Origin of the sequence: Tsukamurella pulmonis (assembly GCF_900103175.1) — a bacterium.
Classification (GTDB): Bacteria; Actinomycetota; Actinomycetes; order Mycobacteriales; family Mycobacteriaceae; genus Tsukamurella; species Tsukamurella pulmonis.
This window is the reverse complement of record NZ_FNLF01000002.1, coordinates 1270551-1295031: the sequence shown is the minus strand read 5'-3', so window position 1 is coordinate 1295031 and position 24481 is coordinate 1270551. Positions and strand designations below refer to the sequence as shown.

The following is a 24481-nucleotide window of genomic DNA, read 5'->3' as shown; positions in this document are numbered from 1 at the left end:
CCGCCCGCCGCGCGCCCCGCCTACGATCGACTGTCATGACCCGCCCCGGAGCCTCGCTGCCCGACCTGCTGCTGCAGGCGGGCGCCCGCGCGGACGTCGGCGACGCCGACGCGCACGTCTACCGGGCGGCGCTGCGGGTGCTCAGCCGGGAGGGCACCCGGCACGTGACGGTGGACAAGATCGCCGCGGAGGCGGGATCGAGCCGGATGACCCTGTTCCGCAGGCTCGGTTCCAAGGACGACATCCTGGCGGCCGCACTGGCGTGGAGCCTGGGCCGGTTGTTCGCGCAGACGGCCGAGGTGGTCGCGACGACGCCCGACATCCCCACGCGGATCCAGGAGGTCTTCGTGCTGTGCTGTCGTGCGGGCCGCGGGCTGCTGCCGTCCGACCCGCGGGAGCGGGCGGAGTTGTTCGCCGACGAGCGCCTCGACACGGTGCGGCACGGCATCGGATTCATCCGCGGCATGATCGTGCGGGAGCAGGAGGCGGGGACGATGCCGGGCGATGCGGCCGACGTCCGCGCCGACGCTCTCGTCCGGCTCACCACGGCCTGCTTCGTCGTCTCCCCCGCCCCGTTCGACCTGGACGACGACGAGGCCGCGCGCGCCTACGCGCGCACGGCCCTCGTCCCCCTGGTGCAGTGACTCCGGTCGCCCCGGCTCAGCCGAACGGGCAGCGCGCGGCGGGCGCCTGCGCGAGCTGGGCGGGCGTGCGCTCGCGCCGGAAGGCCGTGAAATCGGGCAGGTCGCGACGCTGCATGGCGCGCAGCGCGCGGGCCCGGGCGCGGGAGTGGTACGCGAGCGGCGTGTAGCCCACGCGCTCCGGGATCACCTTGTACGCCTGCCGGATCGCGGCGGTCGCCGCGCGGTAGCCCAGCTCCTCGCGACGGCTCCATCCCACGCCGAGGATCTCGCGGACCTCGGGCCGCAGCACCCCGACGGTGAGCAGGTAGACGGCCCGGTTGACCGTCATCCCCGCGGGCCTGAGCAGCGGCTCGACGGCGCGCAGGAAGGGGCCCGCCTCGGGCGGCAGCGGCGGATTGCCGTGCGCGAAGTCCTCGAGGAAGCGCACCGCGCCGGGGTGCGCGATCAGCTTCGGCAGCATGCCGTCGATGTACCGCTCGAACGCGGCGGGCTCCCACGGGATCCGCCCGTCGGGCACCTGGACGATATCGGCGATCTTCTTCGACTCCGCGAACAGCTCGTCGACCTCCGCCGCGGTGAGGCGCCGGCCCAGCGAACGCGGCAGCGAGTCGAGCCCGGTCAGAACACCCGTGCCGATCACCCAGGCGTAGGCCTCCGGGTCCAGGGCACTGATGTGCCTGCCCTCCGCGTTGCGCATCTGGAGCGGCTGGTGCTGGGCGCGCAGCCGATAGCCCTCCTCGATCGCCGCATCCTCGCCGAAGTACCAGCGCTGCACGGAGTCCATCGACCGGATCGCCCGCCCCACCGGGTCGGTGTACGCCACGCTGAACTCCCCGACGATGTCGCCGATCACGGGATGCATCAGCTGCATCACGAACGCGGCGCCGTTGATGGGCAGGAACGCCCATTGCCCGGCCGCGGTGGCGCCGAGCCCCAACGGGTCGATGAACCGCGATGCGGGCCCGTAGCGTTCCGGCGCCGCCGTCGATGCACGCTCTGCGAGTTCCGTCATTCGAACCTCCCTGTTACGACTATTGACGAAATCGTATCAGGCTGTGGCGCGCGTCACCAGGCTTCAGTGATAGGAACGTCGCCGGCGCCGCTCACGCGGTCGGTCGGCGCAGGGCGGATGGGGCAGCCGGGCGCTACGCGCCGAAGCGACGGTGCCGGGCGGCGTAGTCGCGCAGCGCGCGCAGGAAGTCGACGCGGCGGAACTCGGGCCAGTAGGCCTCGGTGAACCAGATCTCGCTGTACGCGCTCTGCCAGAGCAGGAAGCCGGAGAGCCGCTGCTCACCCGACGTGCGGATGACGAGGTCGGGATCGGGCTGCCCCTTGGTGTAGAGGTGCTGGTCGATCCCCTCGACGGTGACCGCGTCGACGAGCTCCTCCGCCGTCATCCCCTCGGCGATGCGCGCGCGCAGCAGCGACTGCACGGCGTCGACGATCTCCTTGCGCCCGCCGTACCCGACGGCCACGTTGACGTGGGTACCGGTGCGGCCCTCGGTGCCCTCGGCCGCCGCGGTGAGCCGGCGGGCGGCGTCGGGCGGCAGCAGGTCCATCGCGCCGACGATCTTGACCGACCAGTTCTTGTCCGGGCCGGAGATCTCCTCGACCACGTCGGTGATGATCTCGAGCAGGGCTGCGAGCTCGTCGGGATCGCGGCGCAGGTTCTCGGTCGAGAGCAGGTAGATGGTGGCGAGCTCGATCCCGGCCTCGTCGCACCACTCGAGCATCTCGGCGATCTTCTTGGCCCCCATGCGGTAGCCGTGGCTCACGTCGCTGAACCCGGCGGCGCGGGCCCAGCGCCGGTTGCCGTCGCAGAGCACCGCGACGTGCCGCGGCCGTTGCGCGCCGTCGCGGTACGAGGCGGTGAGCTCACTGACCAGCCGTCGCTCGTAGAGCGCGTAGGCCGGGGCGAACAGCTTGCGGGCCGGCCCGGTCGGCAGCGATACGGGCAGTTTGGGGGCACTCACCACGGCTGCCAGACTACGCCGGGTGACCTGTGCTCCCGCTGAGGTTCAGCCGTGGGCCGCGTAGATCGCGGCGGCGAGCTCCGAACGCAGGGCTTGGAACTCGGGCGAAGCGGTCACCGACGGATCGCGCACCGTGTCCGGACCGTCGCCCGGCAGCTCCACCTTCCGGTCGATCACCACGCGGCCCGGGCGGGCGCTCATCACCAGGACTCGGGTGCTGAGGAACACCGCCTCCTCCACCGAGTGGGTGATGAAGACGATGGTCTTGCCCGCCTCGCGCCAGATCGTGAGCAGGTCCACCTGCAGGCGCTCGCGGGTGAGTGCGTCGAGCGCGCCGTAGGGCTCGTCCATGAGCACGATCGCCGGGTCGTTGACCAGGACGCGGGCGATCTGCGCGCGCTGCTGCATGCCGCCCGAGAGCTCGTAGGGCCGCTTGTCGCCGAAGTCGCCGAGCCCCACGAGGTCGAGCAGCTTCTGCGCCTGCCCCCGGCGCTCGGCCTTGCCCACGCCGCTCACCTTGGGGCCGAACTCGACGTTGCCGCGCACCGTCAGCCACGGGTACAGGGTGGGGGCCTGGAAGACCACGCCGCGGTCGGCCGACGGTGCCGTGACCCGCGCGCCGCCGACCTCGACGACGCCCTCCGTGGGTTCCTCGAAGCCGGCGATGAGCCGCAGCAGCGTCGTCTTGCCGCAGCCCGAGGGCCCGACGATGGAGACGAACTCGCCGGGCTCGATGGTGAGGTCGGTCGGTTGCAGCGCGACGGTCTGTCCGCTCGCGGTGTCGTAGGTCTTGCCGAGCCCGGTCAGCTCGACGCGTTCGGTCCCCGTCACTTCGATACCCCCTGTGCGGCTGTGGCGTAGACGCCGTCGGTGTAGTGCTGCGCCGGCGCGACGCCCTGGACCTGCCCCTGCTGGAGCAGGAACTCTGCGGTCCGGCGGAGGTCGGCGCCGAGCTGGCCGCCGAGGTGGTCGGCGCCGCCCTGGGTCTTCGCGTCGAAGTAGGCGTAGCCCTTGACCTGCGTGAGCACCTGGTCCAGTGGCACGCCGAGCTGGCCGGCGATGTGCTCGGCGGCCTTGTTCGGGTCGGTGTTCAGCAGGTTCGCCGCCCAGCCCTGTGCCGCGGTCCAGGCCTTGAGGAAGGCCGGGTTGTTCTTCACGAAGTCGCCGCGGGCGCCCTCGAGGTCGTAGGTGGGGGCACCCTGCTCGGCGACCTTCGCACTGTCCGTCAGGACGGTTCCTCCCAGCTGGCTCAGCGTGGGCTCCCAGATGTAGGTGGCGTCGATCTGCCCGCCGCCCCACGCGCCGCGGATGGCGTCCGGGGCCAGGTTGATGACCCGCGCGTCGGTGACGCCGGCCTTGTCCAGGGCGGTGAGCAGGCTGTAGTGCGCGGTCGAGGCGAAGGGCACGGCGATCCGCTTGCCCTTGAGGTCGGCGACGGTCCTGATCGCCGGGTCCTTCGCGACCAGCGATTCGGCGGCGCCGATCCGATCCTGGATCCAGATGACCTTCATGTCGATGTTCAGCGGTGCGCTGAGCGCCTTCGCGGCGGGAGCGCTGCCGAGCAGGCCCACGTCGAGGCTGTTGGCGCCGAACGCCTGGATCACGTCGCCGCCGGAGGCGAACTTGCTCCACACGACGTTCACGTTCGGCAGGCAGGTCTTGAGCAGCCCCGTGTCCTTGACGATCAGGTCCCCGTTCGGGATCTCCTGCCAGCCGATCCGCACGGTCCCCGTCACCGTCGGGTCCGGTTCGACCGGGCACGCCGTCGCCCCGCCGATGGAGCGGGACTGCTCGGGCCGGCCGGATTCGACGAGGCAGCCGGTCAGGGTGAGGCCGACGGTGCCGACCACCAGCGCCGTGCGCGCGAGGCGCTTCAGGCAGTTCATGCCTTCCCCTTCCACGGGACGGCCAGCAGGCCGATCCACTTGATGAGCGAGTCGAGCAGCAGCGCCGTGACACCGATGACGATGATGCAGGCGATGGTCAACGGGGTGTTGAGCTGCTGGCCGGCGAGGTAGGCGAGGCCGCCGATGCCAGGGATGCCGTTGTTGAGCTCCGCCGCGACCACGGTGGTCCAGGCGAACCCGACGGCGATGCGGATGCCGTTGATGACCTCGGGCAGCGTGGCCGGGACGATGACGCCGCGGATGGTCTGCAACCGGTTCGCGCCGAGCGCCCGCGCGGCGTTGATCTGATCCTGGCTGACGCCCTGCACGCCGTTCACCGTGGAGATCGCGATGGCGGGGAAGGCCGCGAGGAAGAGCAGCCAGATCTTCGACGTGTCGCCGATGCCGAACCACACGATGAGCAGGCCGATGTAGCCCAGCGGCGGCAGCGCGCGCAGGAAGTTCAGGTACGGCTCGATGATGGTGTTGACAGTCTTCGAGGTGCCCATCGCGAAGCCGAGGAGCGGACCGACGATGATCGCCGCTCCGACGCCCGCGAAGATCCGCTGCAGGCTGGCGACGAGGTGCTCCCAGAGGAAGTAGTTCTGCTCACCGAGCACCTCGCGCGGCACACCGGGCGCCACCTGGTGCCAGGTGCTCGCGCGGACGGCGGCGTCCCAGACCGCCTTCGGGGTCGGGAGGAAGGTCTCGTCGATCAGGCGCAGCCCGCTCACCACCCACCACACGCCGACGAACACGAGCAGCGCGATGATGCGGACGAGCCACGACCTGACTGTCAGCGGCAGCGGTTCGATGACGGCGTTCTTCACCCTCAGAAGCGGGGGCTCTCCGGCCATGAATTCCTCTCCGGCGCCCCAGTGGGCACACGAACAGGAAACTCTGTCAGGCGGCGGTCCGCATCGGAACCGTTCGAATCGCGCTGATCGTTACGTGCGCCGGTGCACGTTGCGCGCCGCGACCTGATCGCGCGGCATGATCTGCATCGTGTCGATGTTGACGTGCGGCGGGCGGGTGACGGTCCAGGTCACGGCCTCGGCGATGTCGTCGGCGGTGAGGTTGTCGACGCCCTCGTAGATCTTGTCGGCCGCCTCCTGATCGCCGCCGAGCCGCACCACGGAGAACTCGGTCTCCACCAGGCCGGGGTCGATCTCGATGACGCGGATCGGCTCGCCCTTGAGCTCGATGCGCAGGACGCGGGTCACCGCGCGGGCGCCGAACTTGGCGGCGTTGTAGCCGGCGCCGGTCTCGTAGGCCTCGATGGACGCGACGGAGCCGATGGTCACGACGCTCGCGGCCGGCGAGGCGCGCAGCTTGGGCAGCAGCGCCTGCACCATGCGCAGGATCGAGAGCACGTTGATGTCGTACATGCGGGACCAGTCGGCCTCGTCCGCGGTCTCGATGCGGTCCACGCCGAGCGCGCCACCGGCGTTGTTGACCAGCACGTCGACCTTCTCGATGGCGTCGGTGAAGGCCTTCACCGAGTCCACGTCCGAGACGTCGAGCGGCAGAGCCGTGACGATCCGCTCGGGGTGCTGGGCCTCGAGGTCGGCCTTGAGCTCTTCGAGCCGCTCGACCCGGCGGGCACCGATCACCACGTCGAACCCCGCGCGCACGAGGTGGCGCGCGGTGGCGGCGCCGATCCCGCTGCTCGCTCCGGTGACGACGGCGACTTCAGCCATGCGTGTTCTCCATTCCCACGTCGGTGCGGTGATGTTCCAGGTCGTGCAGGGCGTAGACGGCGAACGACCCGATCGTGAACGCGGAGCCGTTCGAGCGCAGGCCCGTCCGCGCCCAGTCGCCGTCCCCGACTGTGCGGTACGCGTCCGCGAAGGCCGCAGCCTCGCGGTCCAGCTCGGCGGCGACGGTACCCGGGTCCTGTTCGTTGTACGCGTCCTCGACGGCGGTCACGTCCTGGTCCCAGTTCGCGAAGGCCGCGCCGTCCTGCGCCAGCATCAGGCCCAGGCGCTCGCGCATGATGCGGTGCACGTCGCGCACGTGGCAGCCGTATTCGAGCACCGACCAGGTCTGCTCATCGGGCCTGATGCGCGCATCGGGCCTCGCCAGCGCCGCGTCCCAGCCGGCGGCCGACCGCGCGATGCGGTCGGCGACGTCCTCGCGGCGGACCGTCGACGGGTCGAATCCGCAGGCCGGGCAGGCCCGCTCGATGACCCAGGTCCAGTCCTTGACATCCGGTGCGATCGCCACGGCGATCAACCTACTCCCCGTTCCGAAACTCCGGGATTCCGGCGGTCCGCGGTAGAAATCCAGCGCGGACAGCCGCAGAACCCGAATTTCGCGACGCGGTTCAGCGGAGGGCGGCCGCCAGATCGTGCAGCACCGAGTCGGTGGTGTCGAAGGCCATGCACTTGTCGGTGACGGACTGGCCGTAGACCAGCGGGCCGGGGCCGGGCTGTTGCGCGCCGGCGACCAGGAAGGACTCCAGCATCACGCCGGAGACGCCCTTCTCCCCCGCGCCCAGCCGGGCCGCGATCTCCCGCGCGACCTCGGCCTGGCGGACGTGATCCTTGCCCGAATTGGCGTGCGAGCAGTCCACCATCACCGAAGGGGCCAGTCCCGCCTTGTCCAGCGCGCCCACGGCGGCGGCGACGGAGTCGGCGTCGAAATTCGGGCCGCCGCGCCCACCGCGCAGGATGATGTGACAGTTGTCGTTGCCGACGGTCTCGACCACGGCGGCGGCGCCGTCGTCATCCGTGCCGAAGAAGACGTGCCGGGCCGCGGCGGCCTGCACCCCGTCGATCGCGACGGAGACGTTGCCGTCGGTGGCGTTCTTGAACCCGATCGGCATCGACAGCCCGGACGCGAGCTGACGGTGCACCTGCGACTCGGTGGTGCGGGCGCCGATCGCGCCCCAGGCGACGGTGTCCGCGATGTACTGCGGGCTCGTCGGCTCGAGGAACTCGCAGCCCACGGGCAGGCCGATCTCCAGGATGTCGAGGAGCAGCTGCCGCGCGGTGCGCAGGCCGCGGGGCACGTCGTAGCTCTCGTCCATGCCGGGGTCGTTGATGAGGCCCTTCCACCCGACGGTGGTGCGCGGCTTCTCGAAGTACACGCGCATCACGATGAGCAGCTCGTCCGCCAGCTCGTCCGCGATCGGCTTGAGCCGGCGGGCGTAGTCGAGGGCGGCCTCGGGGTCGTGCACGGAGCAGGGGCCCACCACGACGAGGAGCCGCTGGTCGCGGCCGGCGATGACGTCGGCGACCGCGGCGCGGTCGGCCTCGACCTGGGCGGCCAGACGGGGTGCGAGCGGCAGCTCGTCGCGCAGCTGCACGGGCGAGGGGATCGCGTGGAACGCCGAGACCCGACGGTTCGATGTCGACGCCGGTGTATCGAGCTCGATGGTCATGGAAAACCTTTCTGGTGACGGCACCAGATCCGTTCCGGCGCCATAGAAAAAGGCAGCGAGTGATCTCGCTGCCTTCGGCTCCGGGTTCGTACGGTCGGGTTTATCCGCGCATGCGCGCTTCACCGCCGGCTCCACCCGGAGCCTCGGTAAAGTGCCAATACGCGTTCATACCCACGAGCCGAACATAGCACAGCTATCGCGCGATCTCTGTGGCGAGCGTCTCACCGTCGATGACGGGCAGGGAGCAGACGCTGCCGTGGCAGACGTAGGCCGCGGCCCGCCCGTCCACGGGGCCGCGCCCCTCGAGCAGGGGCTGCGAATCCTTGGCACCCACGACGACCACCGCCCCTCCGGGCGCGAGCCTGCGCGCCTCCGCCGCCAGCGCGGCGGCGCCGGTGCCGTCGGCGATGGCGATCTGCAGCCCGGCCGCCGCCTGCTCGGCGACGGCGAGGTGGTGTCCGGCGCCGCGGGGCACCCGCCGGATCAGCTCACCGGAGCGGGCACGGGTGGCGGCGGCGAGCGGGGCGTAGCGCTCCCCGAGCAGGGCCTCGGCATAGGTGAGGGCTTCGGCGATGAGGCTGGCCCCGGCCGGCGTCGCGCCGTCCGCGGGGTCACGCGGGCGGGTCAGCAGCGCCTCGCCGTCCGACGGTGCGTCGTACCAACTTCCGTCGGATTCCGGGTCGGCGAAGCGCGCGACGGCGGCGTCCAGGATCGCGGCCGCCGTTGCCGACCAGTCGGTGTCGCCGGTGCGCTGCGTCAGCGCGAGCAGGCCGGTGACCAGCGCGGCGTAGTCCTCGAGCACGCCGTCGGCCTCGCCCACCGCCCCGCCGAGCGAACTGCGCCGCAGACGGTCACCGTCCCAATGGGTTCCGAGCACGTACCGCGCGACCGCCTCGGCCTCGTCGGTCCGGCCGGCCTCCGCGAGCGCGGTGATCGCGAGGCCGTTCCACACGGTGACCACCTTGTCGTCGCGGCCGGGCTGCGGACGCTGCGTCCGTGCGTCGAAGAGCCGGCGCCGCACGTCGGCCAGGCGCACCGCGTCGGGCTCGCCGCGCAGTTGCAGCGTGGAGGTGCCGTGCTCGAACGTGCCGCCGGGCGTGACGGCGAAAACCTCTGCGGCCCAGGCCCCGTCGGCCTCGCCGAGCACCTCGATGAGCTGCTGCGGCGTCCACACGTAGGTGGCGCCCTCGACGCCGTGCCCGTCGACGACGGTGTCCGCGTCGAGCGAGGAGGCCAGCCCGCCGCCGTCGACGCCGAGGTCGCGCAGGAGGAAGTCGGCCGTCTCATCGGCGACGCGCAGCGCCAGCGGCGAGCCGGTGCGCCGCGCCAGATGCGCGTAGAAGCGGAGCAGGAGTGCGTTGTCGTACAACATCTTCTCGAAGTGCGGCACCACCCAGTCGGCGTCCACCGCGTAGCGGGCGAAGCCGCCGCCGAGCTGGTCGTAGATGCCGCCGCGGGCCATCGCCTCGGCGCACCGCAGCGCCACGCCGTAGGAGGCGGGGTCGCCGGTGCGCTCGTGGTGCCGCAGCAGCGCCTCGACGGTGGCCGACGGCGGGAACTTCGGCGCGCGACCGAATCCGCCCGACGGATCCTCGTCGGCGCAGATCGCGCGCACGGCCCCGGCGAGCTCCTCGGTGGAGGGGGCGGCACCGTCGGGCAGGCCGGCGGAGGCTTGCCGCAGATGCGCGGCCACCTGCGCCGAGACGCGGCCGACCTCGTCGCGCCGCTCCCGCCAGGTGTCGGTGATGGCCTCGAGGAGCTGCGGGAAGCTCGGCTGCCCGCCGCGCGGCGCGGGCGGGTAGTAGGTGCCGCAGTAGAAGGGCTCGCCCGCCGGGGTGAGGAAGCACGTCATGGGCCATCCGCCCTGCCCGGTCATGGCGACGGTGGCGTTCATGTAGATCGCGTCGAGGTCGGGGCGCTCCTCGCGGTCGACCTTGATGCAGACGAAGCCGTCGTTCATCTGCTGCGCGATGGCCTCGTTCTCGAAGGATTCGTGCGCCATGACGTGGCACCAGTGGCAGGCGGCGTAGCCGATGGAGAGCAGGATCGGCACGTCGCGCTCGGCGGCCTCCGCCAGCGCGGCCTCGCCCCACTCCTGCCAGTGCACCGGGTTGTCGGCGTGCTGGCGCAGGTAGGGGCTGGTGGACGCACCGAGTCGGTTCATGTCCCCATCCTGCCTCAGTCCGCGGACATGGGCGCGAGCACGACGAGCACCGGTACCGTCCGAGGCATGAAGTGCACGACGTCGATCGAGATCGGGGTGCCGCTCGAGCGGGTGGCGCGGCTGCTCTCCGATCCCGCGAACCTGCCGATGTGGCTGCGGGGCATGGTCGTCCACGAGCCGGTGAGCGGGGCGCACGGCGAGGTCGGCACGATCTCGCGGGTCGTCCTGCGCTCGGGGAAGCACACGATGGAGATGACGGAGACGATCACGCTCCGGGAGCCGGCGGACCTCAGCGTGATTCGGGCCGGCACCGTGGTCCGGTTCGAGCGGGAGATCGAGGGCGCGGGGATGTGGAGCGCCGCGCGGGAACGACTGACGGCCGCGGGCCCCGGGGCCACACTGTGGCAGAGCGAGAACGAGTACCGCTTCCGCAATCCGCTGCTGCGGCTGATGACACTCCTGCTGCCCGGCGCCTTCCGCAAGCAGCAGTTGCAGCACATGGAGGACTTCACGGCGTTCGCCGAGCAGGGCAAGGACGTCCGCGACGACGGGGCCTGACCGTCACAGACGCTCGGAGCCGAGCCTAGGTCACCAGCTCGTAGACCGTCGCGCTCCCGACCTTCGTCGCGGTGAAGTTCTTCTCCACCCAGCTCTGGATCTCGGATGTGCCGGCGCCGGGGCGGAAGCCGCCGGAGGCGACGTAGTACGAGATCCTCCCGTCCTTCACCCACTGCTGGAACTGCGCGAGCGTGGGCGCGGGGTCGGATCCACTGAACCCGCCGATCGCGATCACGGGCCGGCCCGAGTTCAGTTGCAGCGAGCCCTGACTCTGCGCACCGTTGACGGCGGCCGCCCACTGCGTCGTCGTGCCCTTGAGCAACGCGACCAGCTCGGCATTCGCGGCCTGGCCGCCCGGCCCGCCGCCCCCGTCGCGCGCACCGTCGGGCAGCTCGACGCCCGCCGGGAGCCCCGCCGTCGCCCCGCGGTCCGACGGTGCCTCCCCCGCGCGCCCGCCGCCCGGACCGCCGAACATGTCACCGGACTTCGCGGTCCGCACCGCCGTGGGCACGCCGCCGGTGTGCGCGGTGCCGGCGGTGGAGAACGAGAACGCCGCCGTCGCGACGCCGCCGGCGAGCAGCGCGAGCACCAACGCGGCGGCCACGGCCCGCCCCGCGCCCCGACGGGTGACGAGCAGCGCGACGATCGCCGCCACCGTCAGCACGCCCACGACGATCCCCAGCACCGGCCACGCGTATCCCGCCCGCCAGGCGCGGACGATGCCCCACCCGCCGGCAGCGAGCACGAGGCTGACCAGCGCGAGCGTGCCGGGCACCGTCGACCTGCGGCTCCAGGCGACGGCCGCACCGCCGCCCACCAGCACCGCGATCGCCGGCGCGAGCGCCACGGTGTAGTACGGGTGCACCGTGCCGCTCATGTACGAGAAGACCACCCCGGTCACCACGAGCCAGGTGCCGAACACCGTCAGCCCCAGCGCGAGGTCCCGCTCCAGGCGGCGGCGCGCCACCAGCACCAGCCCGATCACCAGGACCAGCAGCGCCGCGGGCAGCAGCCAGGAGATCTCGTTGCCGAACTCGTTGCTGAACAGGCGGGCGAGGCTCGGGGTGCCGCCGAACGAGGTGCCCGTGGCGGCGTCGCCGCCCGGCCCACCGCCGCCGCCGAAGCCGGAATCGCCGCCGCTGTTCCCGACGATCCGCGCCAGGCCGTTGTAGCCGAGCACGAGGTCCATGAACGTGCCGTCCTTCGACCCGCCGATGTACGGGCGCGAGGACGCGGGCCAGAGCACCGTCAGCAGCACGTACCAACCGGCCGAGACCACCACGGCCACGACACCCAGCGCGAGATCCCGCGCCCGCTGCAGCCAGGACGTCCGCGCGAACAGCAGGTACGCGAGGCCGAACCCCGGCAGCACCAGGAGGCCCTGCAGCATCTTGGTGAGGAAGGCGAAGCCGAGCAGCGCGCCGCAGGCGACGAGCCACCGCCACGACGCCGCCTGGCACGCGCGGACGGTGCAGTAGGCGGCCGCGGTCATGAGCAGCACCAGCAGAGCGTCGGGGTTGTTGAACCGGAAGATCAGCACGGCCGCCGGAGTCAGCGCGCAGACGGCGCCGGCCAGCAGGGCACCACCCGTCGCGATCCGATCCTCCAGCGTGCCCAGGAGCCGGCGCACGGTCAGGTACACCAGCCCGACGGTGCCGACGCCTATCAGCGCCTGCGGCAGCAGGACCGACCAGGAGGAGAGCCCGAAGAGGCGGACGGACAGTCCGGTCACCCACAGCGCCGCGGGCGGCTTGTCGACGGTGATCACGTTGCCCGCGTCGAGCGAGCCGAACAGCCAGGCCTTCCAATTCGCCCCGCCTGCCTGGGCCGCGGCGGCGTAGAAGTCGTTGCCGTACCCGTTGATCGACAGGTTCCAGCAGTAGAGCAGCGCCGTGGCGGCGAGCAGCGCGGTCACGGCGCAGCGCCGTGCAGTCGTCTCAGTCACGCAGCCCACCCTCGCGGGCGGAACTGGGTGGACCGGCCGGTCGGGCTGGGAGGTCGCTGTGAACGACTAGCGGGGCGTATCGCCCCCGGCACCGTCGGCGCCGCCCGACGGTGCGCCATCGCCCTTGGTGAGCGAGACGTCATGCTCGATGGCGCCGTGTTCGGTGCCACCGGCCTCGTCGCCCTCGCCCGGCGCCTCGTCGTCGAAGGACTCGGGCAGGTTCTTGACGTGCTTGTTCATCGAGCGGATGAGCAGGAACGTGACCGCCAGCAGCGCGACGATCACGGCCAGGCCGAGCGGGCCCGACTTGCCGAACTCCGGGCCCTTGGGCTTCTGCGGGTCCGCCGCGAGGATCGCGACGTCACCAGCCAGCTGCAGTAGCGGTCCCATCACTTCTCGATCCCGCTGAACAGGTCCTTCTCGGGCATCCTGCTGCTCACAGTGGTCTTCGCCAACTCGTACTCCTCGGTCGGCCACAGGCGCTGCTGCCACTCCATCGGCACCACGAAGAACGGCCCGTTGGGGTCGATCTGGGTGGCGTGCGCGCGCAGCGCGTCATCGCGCACGGGGAAGTACTCGCCGCACTCGACCTGCGTGGTCACGCGGGCCATCATGTCGTTCTTCTCGTCCTTCCACCGCGCGAGCCAGTCGGTGTAGGGGTTCTCGAGGCCGTTCTTCTCGAACTCGTCGGCGAACGCCTGGAACTTGCCGCGCAGGAAGCCGTGGCTGTAGTAGACCTTCGAGATCTGCCAGGGCTCACCGGCGTCAGGGAACTGCTCGGGGTCGGCGGCCGCCTCGTACGCGGCCATCGACACCACGTGGGTCTGGATGTGGTCCGGGTGCGGGTAGCCACCGTTCTCGTCGTACGTGATCATCACGTGCGGGCGGAACTCGCGGATCAGCTTCACCAGCGTCTCGGTCGGCCCCTCGACGGGCTCGAGCGCGAAGCAGCCCTCGGGCAGCGGCGGCAGCGGATCGCCCTCGGGCAGCCCCGAGTCGACGTAGCCGAGCCAGCGGTGCTCGACGCCGAGGATGGCGGCAGCCTTGGCCATCTCCTCGCGGCGCACCTCGGGCAGCCGGTCCTTGACGCCCGCGACGTCCATCGCGGGGTTGAGGATGTCACCCCGTTCGCCACCCGTGAACGTCGCGACCAGCACGTCGTTCCCCTCGGCCGCGTACCGCGCCATCGTGGCGGCGCCCTTGCTCGACTCGTCGTCCGGGTGCGCGTGAACGGCGAGGAGGCGGTATCCGGTCATGACCCCCAGTGTTCCACGATCGGCCGACGGCGCGCCGCGCCGGGTGTGCTTCCATGGACCCATGTCGACCGAGCGCGTCCGCCCCTCCGATCGCTACCCCGACGAGCGCGATCCCGCGGTCGCCCGTCGCGTCGGCGCCATCGGGCTGGTGGTCGTCGTGGTCCTCGGCGTCGGCCTCGCATGGCTGGGCTATCAGAAGTTCTCCCGGCAGCCCGTCAAGGGCGAGACGGCCGGGTACCAGCTGCTCTCCGATTCCGCCGTCGAGGTGCAGGTCACGGTCACGCGGACCGACCCGCAGCAGGCGGTCAGCTGCATCGTCTACGCCAAGAACAAGGCGGGCGACGAGATCGGCCGACGCGAGTTCTACGTGCCCCCGTCGCCGGACACCGTCGTGGTGCTCAGCAGCGAGGTTCGCACCACCGAACCGCCCGCCGTCGGCGACGTCTTCGGTTGCGGCACGAACGTGCCCGCGTATCTTGACCGTGCGTGAGCACTGACAACTCCCCCAAGTCTGGGCGGCCGGCCCGCGTCCGCGCGCAGCCGGCGTTCGCCACCGTCTCCAGCTACTACTTCCCGATGCTCGTCGGCCTGTTCGTCGGCGTGATGATCATCAGCAACATCACCGGCACCAAGGCCGTGTTGTTCGCCCCGTCGCTGCACTTCGAGTTCCTCGGCCTGCAGGTCGACGGCATCGCCACCGACGGCGCCTTCTACCTCTTCCCCCTCGCCTACGTCCTCGGCGACGTGATCTCCGAGGTCTACGGCTTCAAGGCCATGCGCCGGGTGATCCTCACCGGCTTCGCCATCCTCGCGCTCGCGGCGCTGTGCTTCTGGATCACCACGCTGCTGCCGCCCGCGCCGGGCTGGCCGAACGACGAGGCCTTCAAGACCGTCGCCGGGGTCGTCCCCCGCTTCCTCGTCGCCGGGCTCGCCGGCTACCTCGTGGGCGAGTTCATGAACTCGTGGGTGCTGGTGCGGATGAAGGCCTGGACCGGCGAAAAACACCTCTGGTCGCGTCTTCTCGGTTCGACGGTCGTCGGCGAGTTCTTCGACACCCTCGTCTTCTGCTCGATCGCTGCGCCCGCGCTCGGATTCACCACGCCGGGCCAGTTCCTCAACTACCTGATCCTCGGGTTCGTATGGAAGACGCTGGTCGAGATCGTGATCATGCCGCTGAGCTACGCACTGTGCGGCTTCCTCAAGCGGCGCGAGCCCACGTACCAGCAGGCACTGCTGGCCGCCTGAACCGGATACCCCGTTCCGTTTCCCATGCTAGAATCAGCGGATACACGGTTCCGCTTGGAGCCGTGTATTGCTGCATTTACGGGCCCCGGGCGCCGTTCCGGGGCCGGTCGGCTGTGGGATGGCAATCCCACAGCGGACCCTGCCGACTACGACGAAGGACGAACGAAATGACGGACACTCAGGTGACGTGGTTGACCCCCGAGTCCCACGAGCGCCTCAAGAACGAGTTGGACGCCCTGATCGCCAACCGCCCCGTCATCGCCGCCGAGATCAACGAGCGTCGCGAAGAGGGCGATCTCAAGGAGAACGGCGGCTACCACGCCGCACGTGAGGAGCAGGGCCAGCAGGAGGCGCGCATTCGCCAGCTGCAGGAGCTCCTCAACAACGCCAAGGTCGGTGAGGCCCCCACCCAGTCGGGTGTCGCGCTCCCGGGCTCGGTCGTGAAGGTGTACTACGACGGCGACGAGAAGGACACCGAGACCTTCCTCATCGCCACCCGCGAGGAGGGCGCGCAGGACGGCGGCCTCGAGGTCTACTCGCCGAGCTCGCCGCTCGGTGCCGCGCTCATCGACGCCAAGGTCGGCGAGACGCGCGAGTACACCATCCCCAGCGGTGCCGTCGTCAAGGTCACCCTGGTCAGCGCGGAGCCCTACCACTCCTAGGCTCCACCGCGACATCGGGAAGCGGCCCGTCCCCCGAGGGGACGGGCCGCTTCTCGCATGCCGTCATCCGCGCGTGCGCTGCAACTGACTGACGGTGACGAACGCGTACCCCTGGTCCGCGAGCTGCGACATGGTGCGGTCGAGGGCCGTCGCCGAGGAGACGAAGGTGTCGTGCAGCATCACGATCTGCCCGGGCTTGGCCTTGAGCAGCACCTGGGTCAACCCGTCCGGATCGCCCTGGTAGTTGTAGTCCATCGAGTCCAGGTCCCACAGGACCTGCGAGAGCCCCAGGCGCTGGCCGGCCGCCACCACCGACGGGGAGGTGTGCCCACCCATCGGGCGGAACAGCGTCGGAGCGCTGCCCACCGAGGTGCGGATCGCGTCGTTGGTCTGCTGCAGCTGCGCGGTGGCGTCGCTCTCGGACAGCGTCGTCATGTCCGGCTGGGTCCAGGTGCCGTTGGCGACCTCGTTGCCGGTGCCGGCGATCGCCGTCATGATGTCGGGGTTCAGGCTCACCTGCGCGCCGGTCACGAAGAACGTGCCCTTCGCACCGTGACTGTCGAGGATCTGCAGGAACTGCCGGGTCACGGGGCCGGGACCGCCGGAGAACGTGAGCGCGACGCACTTGCTCTTGGCGCAGTCCACGCTGCCGTCCGCGAGGAGGACCGGCTTGCTCACCGGCGCCGCCGCCGGCGAGGCGGGCGCGGGGCTCGCGCCGCCCTGACCCGACGGTGCGCCGTCGTTCGGGGCGCCGCCGTTCCCCGCCTCCCCGCCCGCCGCGGTGGCGGGGGCGGGCGGCACGGCCGGCCCGGTGGGCCCGGCGGCCGGTTGCGGCTTGGCGGGCACGTTGGGCGGCGGGACGACGACGGTCATCGTGGCCGGCGCCTGGGGCGCCGGCGGGGCGGTGGTCTGCCCGGAGGGCAGCGCGCCGGGGTTGACCCCGGCACTCGGCGCGGTGGAGGCCCCCGACGGTGCCGACGGCACCGGGTCGAAGGTGAGGCTCGAGCCGAGACGATTCGTGTCTCCGCCGGTCACACCGCATCCGACCGCGACGGCACCGGCGATCACGAGGGCACTCCCCGCCACCGCCCAGTTGCGGACCTTCCGGCTCTGCTTCGGCCTCAAGAACTCACTCCAGCCACTTGTGTCTCGTTCTACAACAAGAGCCACTTTAGCCCCACGAACTCTCAAGGGGAAGTCGAAGGTTCAGAAGGTGACCGAGTCGTTACGCAGCACGGCCGAGCGGATCGGGGGCGGGCCGCCGTAAGGCGCGGGCAAGAGCGGGCCAAGAGCGCCGCCGGATCATCGGGGCGTGCAGCCGAACCATCTCGCCCCGTGGCACCGTCGTCACCCCGTCGCCGTCGTCGTCCTGACCGTCGTGACGGCGGTGCTGATCGTCGTGACGGTGACCCTCGCCGTGGTGATCGGGCTGTTCGTGATGCTCGCGCACGCCCTGTCCGATCCGATCCCCGTCGATCGGCGCGACGCCGCGACGGTCCGCGAGCGGGTGGAGATGTACGGCCTCGCCGTCGACAAGGGCTGGGAACTCACGGGATCGCAGTGCAACCGGCTGCGGGACGCGGAGCCCGGCGAGAAGTGGTTCCCGCCGGGTCCGCGCTACGCGGGTTCCGTCCGGATCGACGGCGACGACGCGACGGTCGTCGTCAGTTCCTCCCCGACCCCCGCCACCGCGCAGATGGTGTCGTCGCTGGCGTTCCGCTACGAGTCCGGGGCGTGGCGCTACTGCGGCGTCAGCTGAACGCGTTCTCCAGATCGGCGATGAGGTCGCCGATGTCCTCGATGCCGACGGACAGGCGCACCAGATCCTCGGGGACCTCGAGCTGCGAGCCGGCGGTGGAGGCGTGGGTCATCGCGGCGGGGTGCTCGATGAGCGACTCGATGCCGCCGAGCGACTCGGCCAGGGTGAAGATCTCGGTCCGCGCGCAGAACCGCTGCGCCGCTTCACGACCGCCGGCCAGCCGCACGGAGATCATGCCGCCGAAACGCTTCATCTGCTTCGCCGCGACGGCGTGGTTCGGGTGGCTCTCCAGGCCCGGGTAGAGCACCGTCGACACCTCGGGACGGCCGGAGAGGAACTCGACGATCTGCTCCGCGTTGTCGCAATGCCGGTCCATGCGCACGCCGAGCGTCTTGATGCCGCGCAGCGCGAGGTAGACGTCGAACGGTCCGGGCACCGCGCCCGCACCGTTCTGCAGGAAGGCGAAATCGGAGTCGAGCTGCTCGTCGTTCGTCACCAGCGCGCCGCCGACGGTGTCGCTGTGCCCGCCCAGGTACTTGGTCACCGAGTGCAGCACCACGTCGGCGCCGAGCGCGAGCGGCGTCTGCAGGTAGGGGCTGGCGAAGGTGTTGTCCACCACCAGCTTCGCGCCGCCCTCGTGCGCGACGGCGGCCAGCGCCTCGATGTCGCCGATGTTGAGCAGCGGATTGGTCGGTGTCTCGATCCACACCAGCTTGGTGTTCGGGCGGAGCGCCGCGCGCACCGCGTCGACATCGGTGACCGGCGCCGGGGTGTGCTCGATCCCCCACTGCGAGAACACCTTGTCGATGAGACGGAAGGTGCCGCCGTAGGCGTCGTCGGGGATGATCAGGTGATCGCCCGGGCGCAGGGTGGCGCGCAGCAGGGTGTCGGTGGCGGCCATGCCCGAGGCGAAGCCGCGGCCGAACGTGCCCTCCTCGATCGCGGCGAGGTTCGCCTCGTACGCGCGGCGGGTGGGGTTGCCGGTGCGGGCGTACTCGAAGCCGCCGCGCATGCCGCCGACGCCGTCCTGGGCGAAGGTCGAGCTGGCGTAGATCGGCACGTTGACGGCACCGGTCAGCGGATCGGGCTCGTAGCCGGCGTGGATCGCGCGGGTCGAGAAACCCTGCGCCGCATGCTTGTCGATCGCGCTCTTCTGCTCGCTCATGGTTTCTACCCTTCTACTTGCCGTGGGAGAGGAAGTTCAGCACGTCGTGCCGGGTGATGACGCCGACGGGCTTGCCGTCGTCGATCACCATGAGGGCGTCCGACTCGCGGAGCGCGGCGTTGGCGGCCGAGAGCGGCTCGCCCGCGCCGATGAGCGGGAACGCGGGGCCCATGTGCTTGCTGACGGGGTCGGCCAGCTCGGCGCGCCCCTCGAACACGGCCGAGAGCAGCTCGCGCTCGGTCACCGCGCCGGCCACCTCTCCGGCCATGATCGGCGGCTCAGCGCCCACCACCGGCATCTGCGAGACGTTGTACTCGGCGAGGATCTCGATGGCGTCGCGGATCGTCTCCGACGGGTGCGTGTGCACCAGATCGGGCAGCTCGCCCTTCTTGCCGCGCAGGATGTCGCCGACGAGGGCCTCCTGCTCCTTCGGATCCAGCGGGGCGCGCAGGAAGCCGTAGCTGCTCATCCACTTGTCGTTGAAGATCTTCGACAGGTAGCCGCGGCCACCGTCGGGCAGCAGCACGACGACGACGGCGTCGGGGTCGCGCTCGGCGACGCGCAGCGCGGCGACGACGGCCATGCCGCAGGAGCCGCCGACGAGCAGGCCCTCCTCGCGGGCCAGGCGGCGGGTCATCTCGAAGGAATCGGCGTCGGAGACGGCGATGATCTCGTCGGGGATGTCGGGGTCGTAGGCGGTGGGCCAGAAGTCCTCGCCCACGCCCTCGACGAGGTACGGGCGGCCGGTGCCGCCGGAGTAGACGGAGCCCTCGGGATCGGCGCCGATCACCTTGACCTTCCCGCCGGAGACCTCCTTGAGGTAGCGGCCGGTGCCGGTGATGGTGCCGCCGGTGCCGACGCCTGCCACGAAGTGCGTGACCGTGCCCTCGGTGTCGCGCCAGATCTCGGGGCCGGTGGTCTCGTAGTGCGAGGCGGGGCCGTTGGGGTTGGAGTACTGGTTCGGCTTCCAGGCGCCGGGGATCTCCCGGGTGAGCCGGTCGGAGACGTTGTAGTAGGAGTCCGGGTGCTCGGGCGCGACGGCGGTCGGGCACACGACGACCTCGGCGCCGTAGGCCTTGAGTACGTTGCGCTTGTCCTCGCTGACCTTGTCCGGGCAGACGAAGACGCACTTGTAGCCGCGCTGCTGCGCGACGATCGCGAGGCCGACGCCGGTGTTGCCCGACGTGGGCTCGACGATGGTGCCGCCGGGCTTGAGCTCGCCCGACTCCTCCGCGGCGTCGATCATCTTCACCGCGATCCGGTCCTTGCTGGACCCGCCGGGGTTGAGGTACTCGATCTTGGCCGCGACCAGGCCGGATCCGGGCTTCACCACGGAGTTGAGTCGCACCAGTGGGGTGTCGCCGATCAACTCGCTGACGTGTCCTGCGATACGCATGCCTCCATCGTCCCAGAGCGCTCGGTACGCCTCTCGGCCGGTCCGGGCCTGCCCGTCTAGATTGGAGGTATGGGGTACTCCCGAAACCGGCTCGCCCGTGACGCGCTGTACACCTCGGCCGCCGCCGTCAGCGGCGCCGGAGCCACCTGGGGCGCCTACGCGCTGCTGACCAAGCAGGCGCGCACGGCGCGCACCGTCATCCCCCACCGCACCGACAAGGCACCGTCGAAGGACGGGATCTACTCCCCCGGCACCACCGTCGTCGAACGGCCCGGGCCGGCGCACCCGGCGGACGTGAGCCTGATGGTCTTCGGGGACTCCACGGCGGCGGGCCTCGGGGTCGACGATGCCGAGCACACGCCCGGCGTGCTGCTCGCGCGCGGCGTGGTGGCGGAGACGGGGCGCACGGTGCGGCTCGCGGTGAAGGCGATCGTCGGCGCGACGTCCAAGGGGCTGGCCGCCCAGATCGAGGCGGCGTTCATCGCCAAGCAGATCCCGGACGTGGCGGTGATCATCGTCGGCGCGAACGACGTGACGGCGCTCAACGCGATCGAGCCCTCGGCCCGGCGGCTCGGCGCGGCGGTGGCGCAGCTGCGCGGTGCGGGCGCGGAGGTCGTCGTGGGCACGTGCCCGGACATCGGCGTGGTGCAGGCGATCCCGCAGCCGCTGCGCTCGGTGATCCGCCGCTACGGGCTCCAGCTCGCGGCGCGGCAGCGCGCCCACGTGCTCGCCGCCGGCGGGCATCCCGTGCCCTTCGCCGACACCCTGACGCCCGAGTTCCTCGAGGCACCCGACCGGATGTTCTCGCCGGACAACTTCCATCCGTCGGATGCGGGCTACGAGCTCGCGGCCCGCCTGCTGCTCCCCGAGGTGCTCGCGACGCTCGGGGAATGGCACGGGCCGCTCCCCTCCCCGCCGGAGGTCTCCGAGGCCGCGGACGCCAACCGCCTGACGGTGCGCCTCGCCCGCGCCCTGCGCCGGGACTGACGCCGGATCGCGACGCGGCTGCGACACGGCGACGACGCCGCCGCGACCGCAGCGCCGCAGCATCGGTCGGGTGCGCACCGAGACACCGACCCATCGCCTGCACCGGATCGGCGAGTACACCGTGGTCCGTCGCCTGGGGTCGGGCGGGATGGGCGAGGTCTTCCTCGTCCGTCATCCCCGCCTGCCCCGCGTCGACGCGGTGAAGTTGCTGCGGGCCGGCGCGGCCCCGTCGGGCTCGGACGCGCTGGCCCGGTTCGGTCAGGAGGCCGGACTGCTGGCCCGGCTGGCCCACCCCAACATCGTCGCGATCCACGACCGGGGTCGCGTCGGCGGCCGCCCGTGGATCGCGATGGAGTACGTCGACGGCAGCACCGCCGGTGATCTCGCCCGCCGCGGCCCGATGCCGGCGTGCGACGTCGTGACCGTGATCCGCGCCGTCGCCTCCGCCCTGGACTACGCGTGGGCCGAGCACCGCGTCGTGCATCGCGACATCAAGCCGGACAACATCCTGGTGACCGCCGATCGCACGGTCCGGCGGGTCAAGGTCGCGGACTTCGGGATCGCCAAGGCGCTGGACCGGCCGGCCGGGATCACCGCGGCGGGCATCGCCCTGGGAACGGTGGGCTACGCGGCGCCCGAGGTGCTCACCGGCGAGGGGTGCGACCACCGCTCGGATCTCTACAGCCTCGCCGCGACCGCCACGACACTGCTCACCGGGATGCCACCGTTCCGGGGTGAACGGTCGGACGTGCTCGCCGCGCAGCTCGCGGGGCACTTCCCTCCGCCGACGGTGCGCGGCGCCCCGGTTCCGCCGCAGGTGGCGGCGGTCCTGCGCCGGGGCCTGAGCCCCGCGCCCGCCGCTCGCTACCCGACGGCCGGCGCGTTCGCGGCGGCCCTGAGCGAGGCGGTCACGCGTGTGCCGCGCCCGCCGATCCCACACGTGCCCGGCCCGCGGGTTCCCACGCTCCGGCGTCCGGGCGGCGACGCTCCCTCGGGCCCCGCTCCGCAGGGGGCCGCGGCACCGTCGTCCCGACGCGGCGGGCGCCGGCGCACCCTGCGCAGGCTCGCGGTGATCGCCGTGGGACTCGCATGCGTCGCCGGGCTCGGTGCTGCGGTCGTCACCGCGAGCGAACGGACCCGATCGGCCGACGCGGCGGTGGACCGGCCGGCGGTGACCGCGCCCGCGCCGTCCGAGCGGACCGTGCCCGACTTCGCCGGACTGACGCTCCTCCAGGCGTCGGAGCGCGCCTCCGCGAGCGGCCTGGAGTACGTGATCGACGATGCCGCCGCACGCGACGACGCGGTGGTCACGGCGCAGGACCCCGCACCCGGGACCGCCGGGTTCGACGGTGCGGTCCGCCTCGCCTTCTCCTGACTCGGGTCGCAGACGACGAACGCCCCGCAGCCATGGGCTGCGGGGCGTTCGGACGAGGTACTACTAGTCGTTGCTGTAGAAGTAGCTCAGCAAGCGCAGGATCTCGACGTACAGCCACACCAGGGTGACGGTCAGGCCCAGGGCCACGCCCCACGCCGCCTTCGACGGTGCGCCGGCGCGGATCAGCTGATCCGCCTGGTCGAAGTCCAGCAGGAAGCTGAACGCCGCGATCGCGATGCACACCAGCGAGAAGATGATCGCGAGGGTGCCGCCGCCGCGCAGCGGGTTCGAGTCGCCACCGGTGACCAGGGCGATCACCAGGTTGCCCAGAGCCAGGACCAGCACGCCGATCATGGCCGCGAAGAGCATGCGGGTGAAGCGCGGGGTCACGCGGATGGCGCCGGTCTTGTAGACCACGAGCATGCCGATGAACACGCCGATCGAGGCGAGCACCGCCTGGCCGATGAGGGCGCCGGCACTGACACCGCTGACCATGTAGTTCGCGAAGACGAACGAGATCGAGCCGACGAACAGACCCTCGAGCGCCGCGTACGACAGCACGATGGCCGGGTTGTCCTGCTTGCGGCCGAAGCTGGCGATCATCACCAGCACGAAGCCGCCGATGCCGCCGACGAGGAGGAGCGGCATCGCGGAGACGATGCCACCGGCGACGAGCGCGTACGCCGCCACCGCGAAGGCGATGAGCGTGGCGAGGGTGGCGCCGGTCTTGGTGACCACGTCGTCGATGGTCATGGTGCCGGAGGCCGCACCCTGCTGGTACGGAGCCTGCGGCGGCTGCTGGTACTGCTGGAACTGCATGCCCTGGGCGGCGCCCGCGGCACCCATCCCGAGGTTCATGCCCTGCGGGTATCCCTGCTGCTGACCGTAGCCCTGCTGGGGGTAACCCTGCTGCTGATAGCCCGCGGGCGTCTGCTGACGGGTCTCCTTGGTCAGCCCGCGGAAGATCGGGTTGCTGCTCTCGCGCACTGTGGGGTCCTTTCCCTGGTCGTGCACCTACGTACTGTTCAACGCTCGGGTCCGCGATTGCGTTCCCGATTCTGCGACGTTCTTTACGAACAGCTTAACCAGTTCTCGCCGCGAACGCAGGTGGCTTACGCCGCGGGTCGATCGAGCAGCGCGTACAGCCGCCGCCGCAGCTCGTCGCGGGGCACGACCGACTCCACCGCCGTCAGCGAGTCGGCGTCATCGCTGCGGAGCACGCCGAGCAGCATGTGCGCGCTCTCGATGCTGCGGTCCTTGCGGTTGGCGGCCTCTCGCACCGCGAGCTGCAGCGTCTTCTTCGACGCGGGATCGAACGGGATGTGACCCGCGCGGAAGCGCTTGCGGATCGGTCGCAGGATGTCGGCGCCGAAGCGGCGCTGCACGGCGTCCGCGACGGCGCCCACATCGATGCCGATGCCGCGCAGCGCCTCGGCGTCCTTGTCGGTGAGCACGCGGCCGGCCGCGGAGGCACGCACCGCATCGGGCGTCAGGCCGACGTCGCCCAACTCGTGCTGCAGCGGACCGTCGACGGTGCCGAGCACGCCGAGCAGCAGGTGGGTGGGGGTGATCTTGTCGGCGCCGCTGTCGCGCGCCTCCTCCTGGGCGAGCACGACCGCGACGCGGGCGCTCTTGGTGAACCGTTCGAACACAGCAGTCCTGTTCCCGGCTTACTTGCCGTACTTCTTGTGCACCGCTTGGCGACTGACCGCGAGGTGTTCCGCGATGTCCTGCCAGGACCAGCCGAGATTCCGAGCGTTGGACACCTGGACCGCCTCGAGTTGATCGGCCAGCTTCCGCAGTGCGACGACGGCGCGGAGCCCCTCCGCAGGGTCCTCCGATGCCGCCGATCCGACGAGAGTGGGTGGTGAGCTCACACCTGTCAATCTACGTTGACACGGTCGGGGTGTCAACGCATGTTGACAGGTTCGACGGTGCGCCGCACGCTACGCTTCCCCACGCGCCCCCATAGCCCAATTGGCAGAGGCAGCGGACTTAAAATCCGCGCAGTGTCGGTTCGAGCCCGACTGGGGGCACCGATCGCAGAGCGCCCACCTCCGCGCGCGACCGAGGTGTTGCGA

26 protein-coding genes and 1 tRNA gene are annotated in these 24481 nt (G+C 71.2%); 9 read left to right on the top strand and 18 right to left on the bottom strand.

Going from position 1 to position 24481, the window contains the following annotated elements; translation table 11 throughout:
• Positions 1-35: 35 nt before the first annotated feature.
• Positions 36-644 carry a TetR/AcrR family transcriptional regulator gene (locus BLQ62_RS06575; RefSeq protein ID WP_068532718.1) on the top strand — a complete coding sequence of 203 codons (609 nt, stop codon included), beginning with the start codon at positions 36-38 and terminating at the stop codon, positions 642-644.
• 16 nt (positions 645-660) lie between these two features.
• Here the strand turns inward: BLQ62_RS06575 and BLQ62_RS06570 are convergent, their stop codons facing one another.
• The 9 genes from BLQ62_RS06570 to BLQ62_RS06530 all read right to left on the bottom strand — a co-directional run bounded on the left by BLQ62_RS06570 (position 661) and on the right by BLQ62_RS06530 (position 10052).
• Positions 661-1656 carry an oxygenase MpaB family protein gene (locus tag BLQ62_RS06570; protein ID WP_068532719.1) on the bottom strand — a complete coding sequence of 332 codons (996 nt, stop codon included), beginning with the start codon at positions 1654-1656 and terminating at the stop codon, positions 661-663.
• Between the two features lie 133 nt (positions 1657-1789).
• On the bottom strand, positions 1790-2566 hold the full coding sequence (locus BLQ62_RS06565; RefSeq protein ID WP_114653056.1) for an isoprenyl transferase: 777 nt from the start codon (positions 2564-2566) through the stop codon (positions 1790-1792).
• Between the two features lie 96 nt (positions 2567-2662).
• Positions 2663-3448 carry an ABC transporter ATP-binding protein gene (locus BLQ62_RS06560; RefSeq protein ID WP_068566629.1) on the bottom strand — a complete coding sequence of 262 codons (786 nt, stop codon included), beginning with the start codon at positions 3446-3448 and terminating at the stop codon, positions 2663-2665.
• Entirely contained in the window at positions 3445-4503 is a 1059-nt protein-coding gene (locus tag BLQ62_RS06555) for a taurine ABC transporter substrate-binding protein (RefSeq protein ID WP_068566631.1), read from the bottom strand. Before BLQ62_RS06555 ends, BLQ62_RS06560 begins: the two co-directional genes overlap by 4 nt.
• Complete coding sequence (locus BLQ62_RS06550) at positions 4500-5360, bottom strand: ABC transporter permease (protein ID WP_068532724.1); 861 nt, start codon at positions 5358-5360, stop codon at positions 4500-4502. The genes BLQ62_RS06555 and BLQ62_RS06550 overlap by 4 nt, the downstream gene beginning before the upstream one ends.
• Positions 5361-5450: 90 nt before the next feature.
• A complete protein-coding gene (locus tag BLQ62_RS06545) occupies positions 5451-6203 on the bottom strand; it encodes an SDR family NAD(P)-dependent oxidoreductase (RefSeq protein ID WP_068532726.1) in 753 nt (250 codons plus the stop codon).
• The gene (locus tag BLQ62_RS06540; RefSeq protein ID WP_068567348.1) at positions 6196-6729 is read right to left on the bottom strand and encodes a DinB family protein; all 534 of its coding nucleotides are present in this window, start codon (positions 6727-6729) and stop codon (positions 6196-6198) included. The genes BLQ62_RS06545 and BLQ62_RS06540 overlap by 8 nt, the downstream gene beginning before the upstream one ends.
• Positions 6730-6829: 100 nt before the next feature.
• Positions 6830-7888: a 3-deoxy-7-phosphoheptulonate synthase gene (locus BLQ62_RS06535; protein WP_068532730.1), complete on the bottom strand. Its 1059-nt coding sequence runs from the start codon at positions 7886-7888 to the stop codon at positions 6830-6832.
• Positions 7889-8081: 193 nt separating this feature from the next.
• Positions 8082-10052: a thioredoxin domain-containing protein gene (locus tag BLQ62_RS06530; RefSeq protein WP_068566633.1), complete on the bottom strand. Its 1971-nt coding sequence runs from the start codon at positions 10050-10052 to the stop codon at positions 8082-8084.
• Between the two features lie 66 nt (positions 10053-10118).
• Here BLQ62_RS06530 and BLQ62_RS06525 point away from each other — a divergent pair, with 66 nt between their 5' ends.
• Entirely contained in the window at positions 10119-10610 is a 492-nt protein-coding gene (locus BLQ62_RS06525) for an SRPBCC family protein (protein WP_068567350.1), read from the top strand.
• Positions 10611-10635: 25 nt separating this feature from the next.
• Here the strand turns inward: BLQ62_RS06525 and BLQ62_RS06520 are convergent, their stop codons facing one another.
• Genes BLQ62_RS06520 through mca form a run of 3 tightly spaced genes read right to left on the bottom strand, consistent with a single transcriptional unit; the run spans position 10636 to position 13811 of the window.
• Positions 10636-12564 (bottom strand): glycosyltransferase family 39 protein, encoded by a 1929-nt coding sequence (locus BLQ62_RS06520; protein ID WP_414929914.1) that lies wholly within the window; start codon positions 12562-12564, stop codon positions 10636-10638.
• A gap of 57 nt (positions 12565-12621) precedes the next feature.
• Positions 12622-12945 (bottom strand): hypothetical protein, encoded by a 324-nt coding sequence (locus BLQ62_RS06515; RefSeq protein ID WP_231857671.1) that lies wholly within the window; start codon positions 12943-12945, stop codon positions 12622-12624.
• Positions 12945-13811, bottom strand: a complete 867-nt coding sequence (gene mca, locus BLQ62_RS06510; protein WP_068532736.1) for a mycothiol conjugate amidase Mca — start codon at positions 13809-13811, stop codon at positions 12945-12947. Before mca ends, BLQ62_RS06515 begins: the two co-directional genes overlap by 1 nt.
• A gap of 61 nt (positions 13812-13872) precedes the next feature.
• Here mca and BLQ62_RS06505 point away from each other — a divergent pair, with 61 nt between their 5' ends.
• From BLQ62_RS06505 to greA, 3 genes are all read left to right on the top strand, one after another.
• Complete coding sequence (locus tag BLQ62_RS06505) at positions 13873-14301, top strand: DUF4307 domain-containing protein (protein WP_068532739.1); 429 nt, start codon at positions 13873-13875, stop codon at positions 14299-14301.
• Positions 14298-15056: a queuosine precursor transporter gene (locus BLQ62_RS06500; protein ID WP_068532742.1), complete on the top strand. Its 759-nt coding sequence runs from the start codon at positions 14298-14300 to the stop codon at positions 15054-15056. The genes BLQ62_RS06505 and BLQ62_RS06500 overlap by 4 nt, the downstream gene beginning before the upstream one ends.
• Positions 15057-15223: 167 nt before the next feature.
• Positions 15224-15718: a transcription elongation factor GreA gene (gene greA, locus BLQ62_RS06495; protein WP_068532745.1), complete on the top strand. Its 495-nt coding sequence runs from the start codon at positions 15224-15226 to the stop codon at positions 15716-15718.
• 63 nt (positions 15719-15781) lie between these two features.
• Here the strand turns inward: greA and BLQ62_RS06490 are convergent, their stop codons facing one another.
• Positions 15782-16843, bottom strand: a complete 1062-nt coding sequence (locus tag BLQ62_RS06490) for a polysaccharide deacetylase family protein (RefSeq protein WP_139061816.1) — start codon at positions 16841-16843, stop codon at positions 15782-15784.
• Between the two features lie 187 nt (positions 16844-17030).
• Between BLQ62_RS06490 and BLQ62_RS06485 the strand changes: the two genes are divergently transcribed.
• Positions 17031-17477: a hypothetical protein gene (locus BLQ62_RS06485; RefSeq protein WP_068566635.1), complete on the top strand. Its 447-nt coding sequence runs from the start codon at positions 17031-17033 to the stop codon at positions 17475-17477.
• On the opposite strand, the gene BLQ62_RS06480 is transcribed toward BLQ62_RS06485, so the two are convergent.
• Both BLQ62_RS06480 and BLQ62_RS06475 read right to left on the bottom strand, forming a co-directional pair.
• Positions 17470-18642 carry a cystathionine gamma-synthase gene (locus BLQ62_RS06480; protein ID WP_068566636.1) on the bottom strand — a complete coding sequence of 391 codons (1173 nt, stop codon included), beginning with the start codon at positions 18640-18642 and terminating at the stop codon, positions 17470-17472. The genes BLQ62_RS06485 and BLQ62_RS06480 overlap by 8 nt on opposite strands.
• A 13-nt stretch (positions 18643-18655) precedes the next feature.
• Positions 18656-20038 carry a cystathionine beta-synthase gene (locus BLQ62_RS06475; RefSeq protein WP_068532760.1) on the bottom strand — a complete coding sequence of 461 codons (1383 nt, stop codon included), beginning with the start codon at positions 20036-20038 and terminating at the stop codon, positions 18656-18658.
• A gap of 69 nt (positions 20039-20107) precedes the next feature.
• On the opposite strand from BLQ62_RS06475, the gene BLQ62_RS06470 reads away from it, so the two are divergent.
• Together BLQ62_RS06470 and BLQ62_RS06465 are read left to right on the top strand one after the other, a co-directional pair.
• A complete protein-coding gene (locus BLQ62_RS06470) occupies positions 20108-21025 on the top strand; it encodes an SGNH/GDSL hydrolase family protein (RefSeq protein ID WP_068566639.1) in 918 nt (305 codons plus the stop codon).
• Positions 21026-21095: 70 nt separating this feature from the next.
• On the top strand, positions 21096-22400 hold the full coding sequence (locus BLQ62_RS06465; RefSeq protein WP_068566641.1) for a serine/threonine-protein kinase: 1305 nt from the start codon (positions 21096-21098) through the stop codon (positions 22398-22400).
• Positions 22401-22463: 63 nt separating this feature from the next.
• Here the strand turns inward: BLQ62_RS06465 and BLQ62_RS06460 are convergent, their stop codons facing one another.
• The 3 genes from BLQ62_RS06460 to BLQ62_RS06450 form a co-directional block, all read right to left on the bottom strand.
• A complete protein-coding gene (locus BLQ62_RS06460; RefSeq protein WP_068566643.1) occupies positions 22464-23387 on the bottom strand; it encodes a Bax inhibitor-1/YccA family protein in 924 nt (307 codons plus the stop codon).
• 125 nt (positions 23388-23512) lie between these two features.
• Complete coding sequence (locus BLQ62_RS06455) at positions 23513-24052, bottom strand: Clp protease N-terminal domain-containing protein (protein WP_068532767.1); 540 nt, start codon at positions 24050-24052, stop codon at positions 23513-23515.
• A gap of 18 nt (positions 24053-24070) precedes the next feature.
• Complete coding sequence (locus BLQ62_RS06450; protein WP_068524404.1) at positions 24071-24277, bottom strand: RNA polymerase subunit sigma-70; 207 nt, start codon at positions 24275-24277, stop codon at positions 24071-24073.
• Between the two features lie 85 nt (positions 24278-24362).
• On the opposite strand from BLQ62_RS06450, the gene BLQ62_RS06445 reads away from it, so the two are divergent.
• Positions 24363-24436: transfer RNA gene (locus tag BLQ62_RS06445), tRNA-Leu, on the top strand.
• Positions 24437-24481 lie beyond the last annotated feature (45 nt).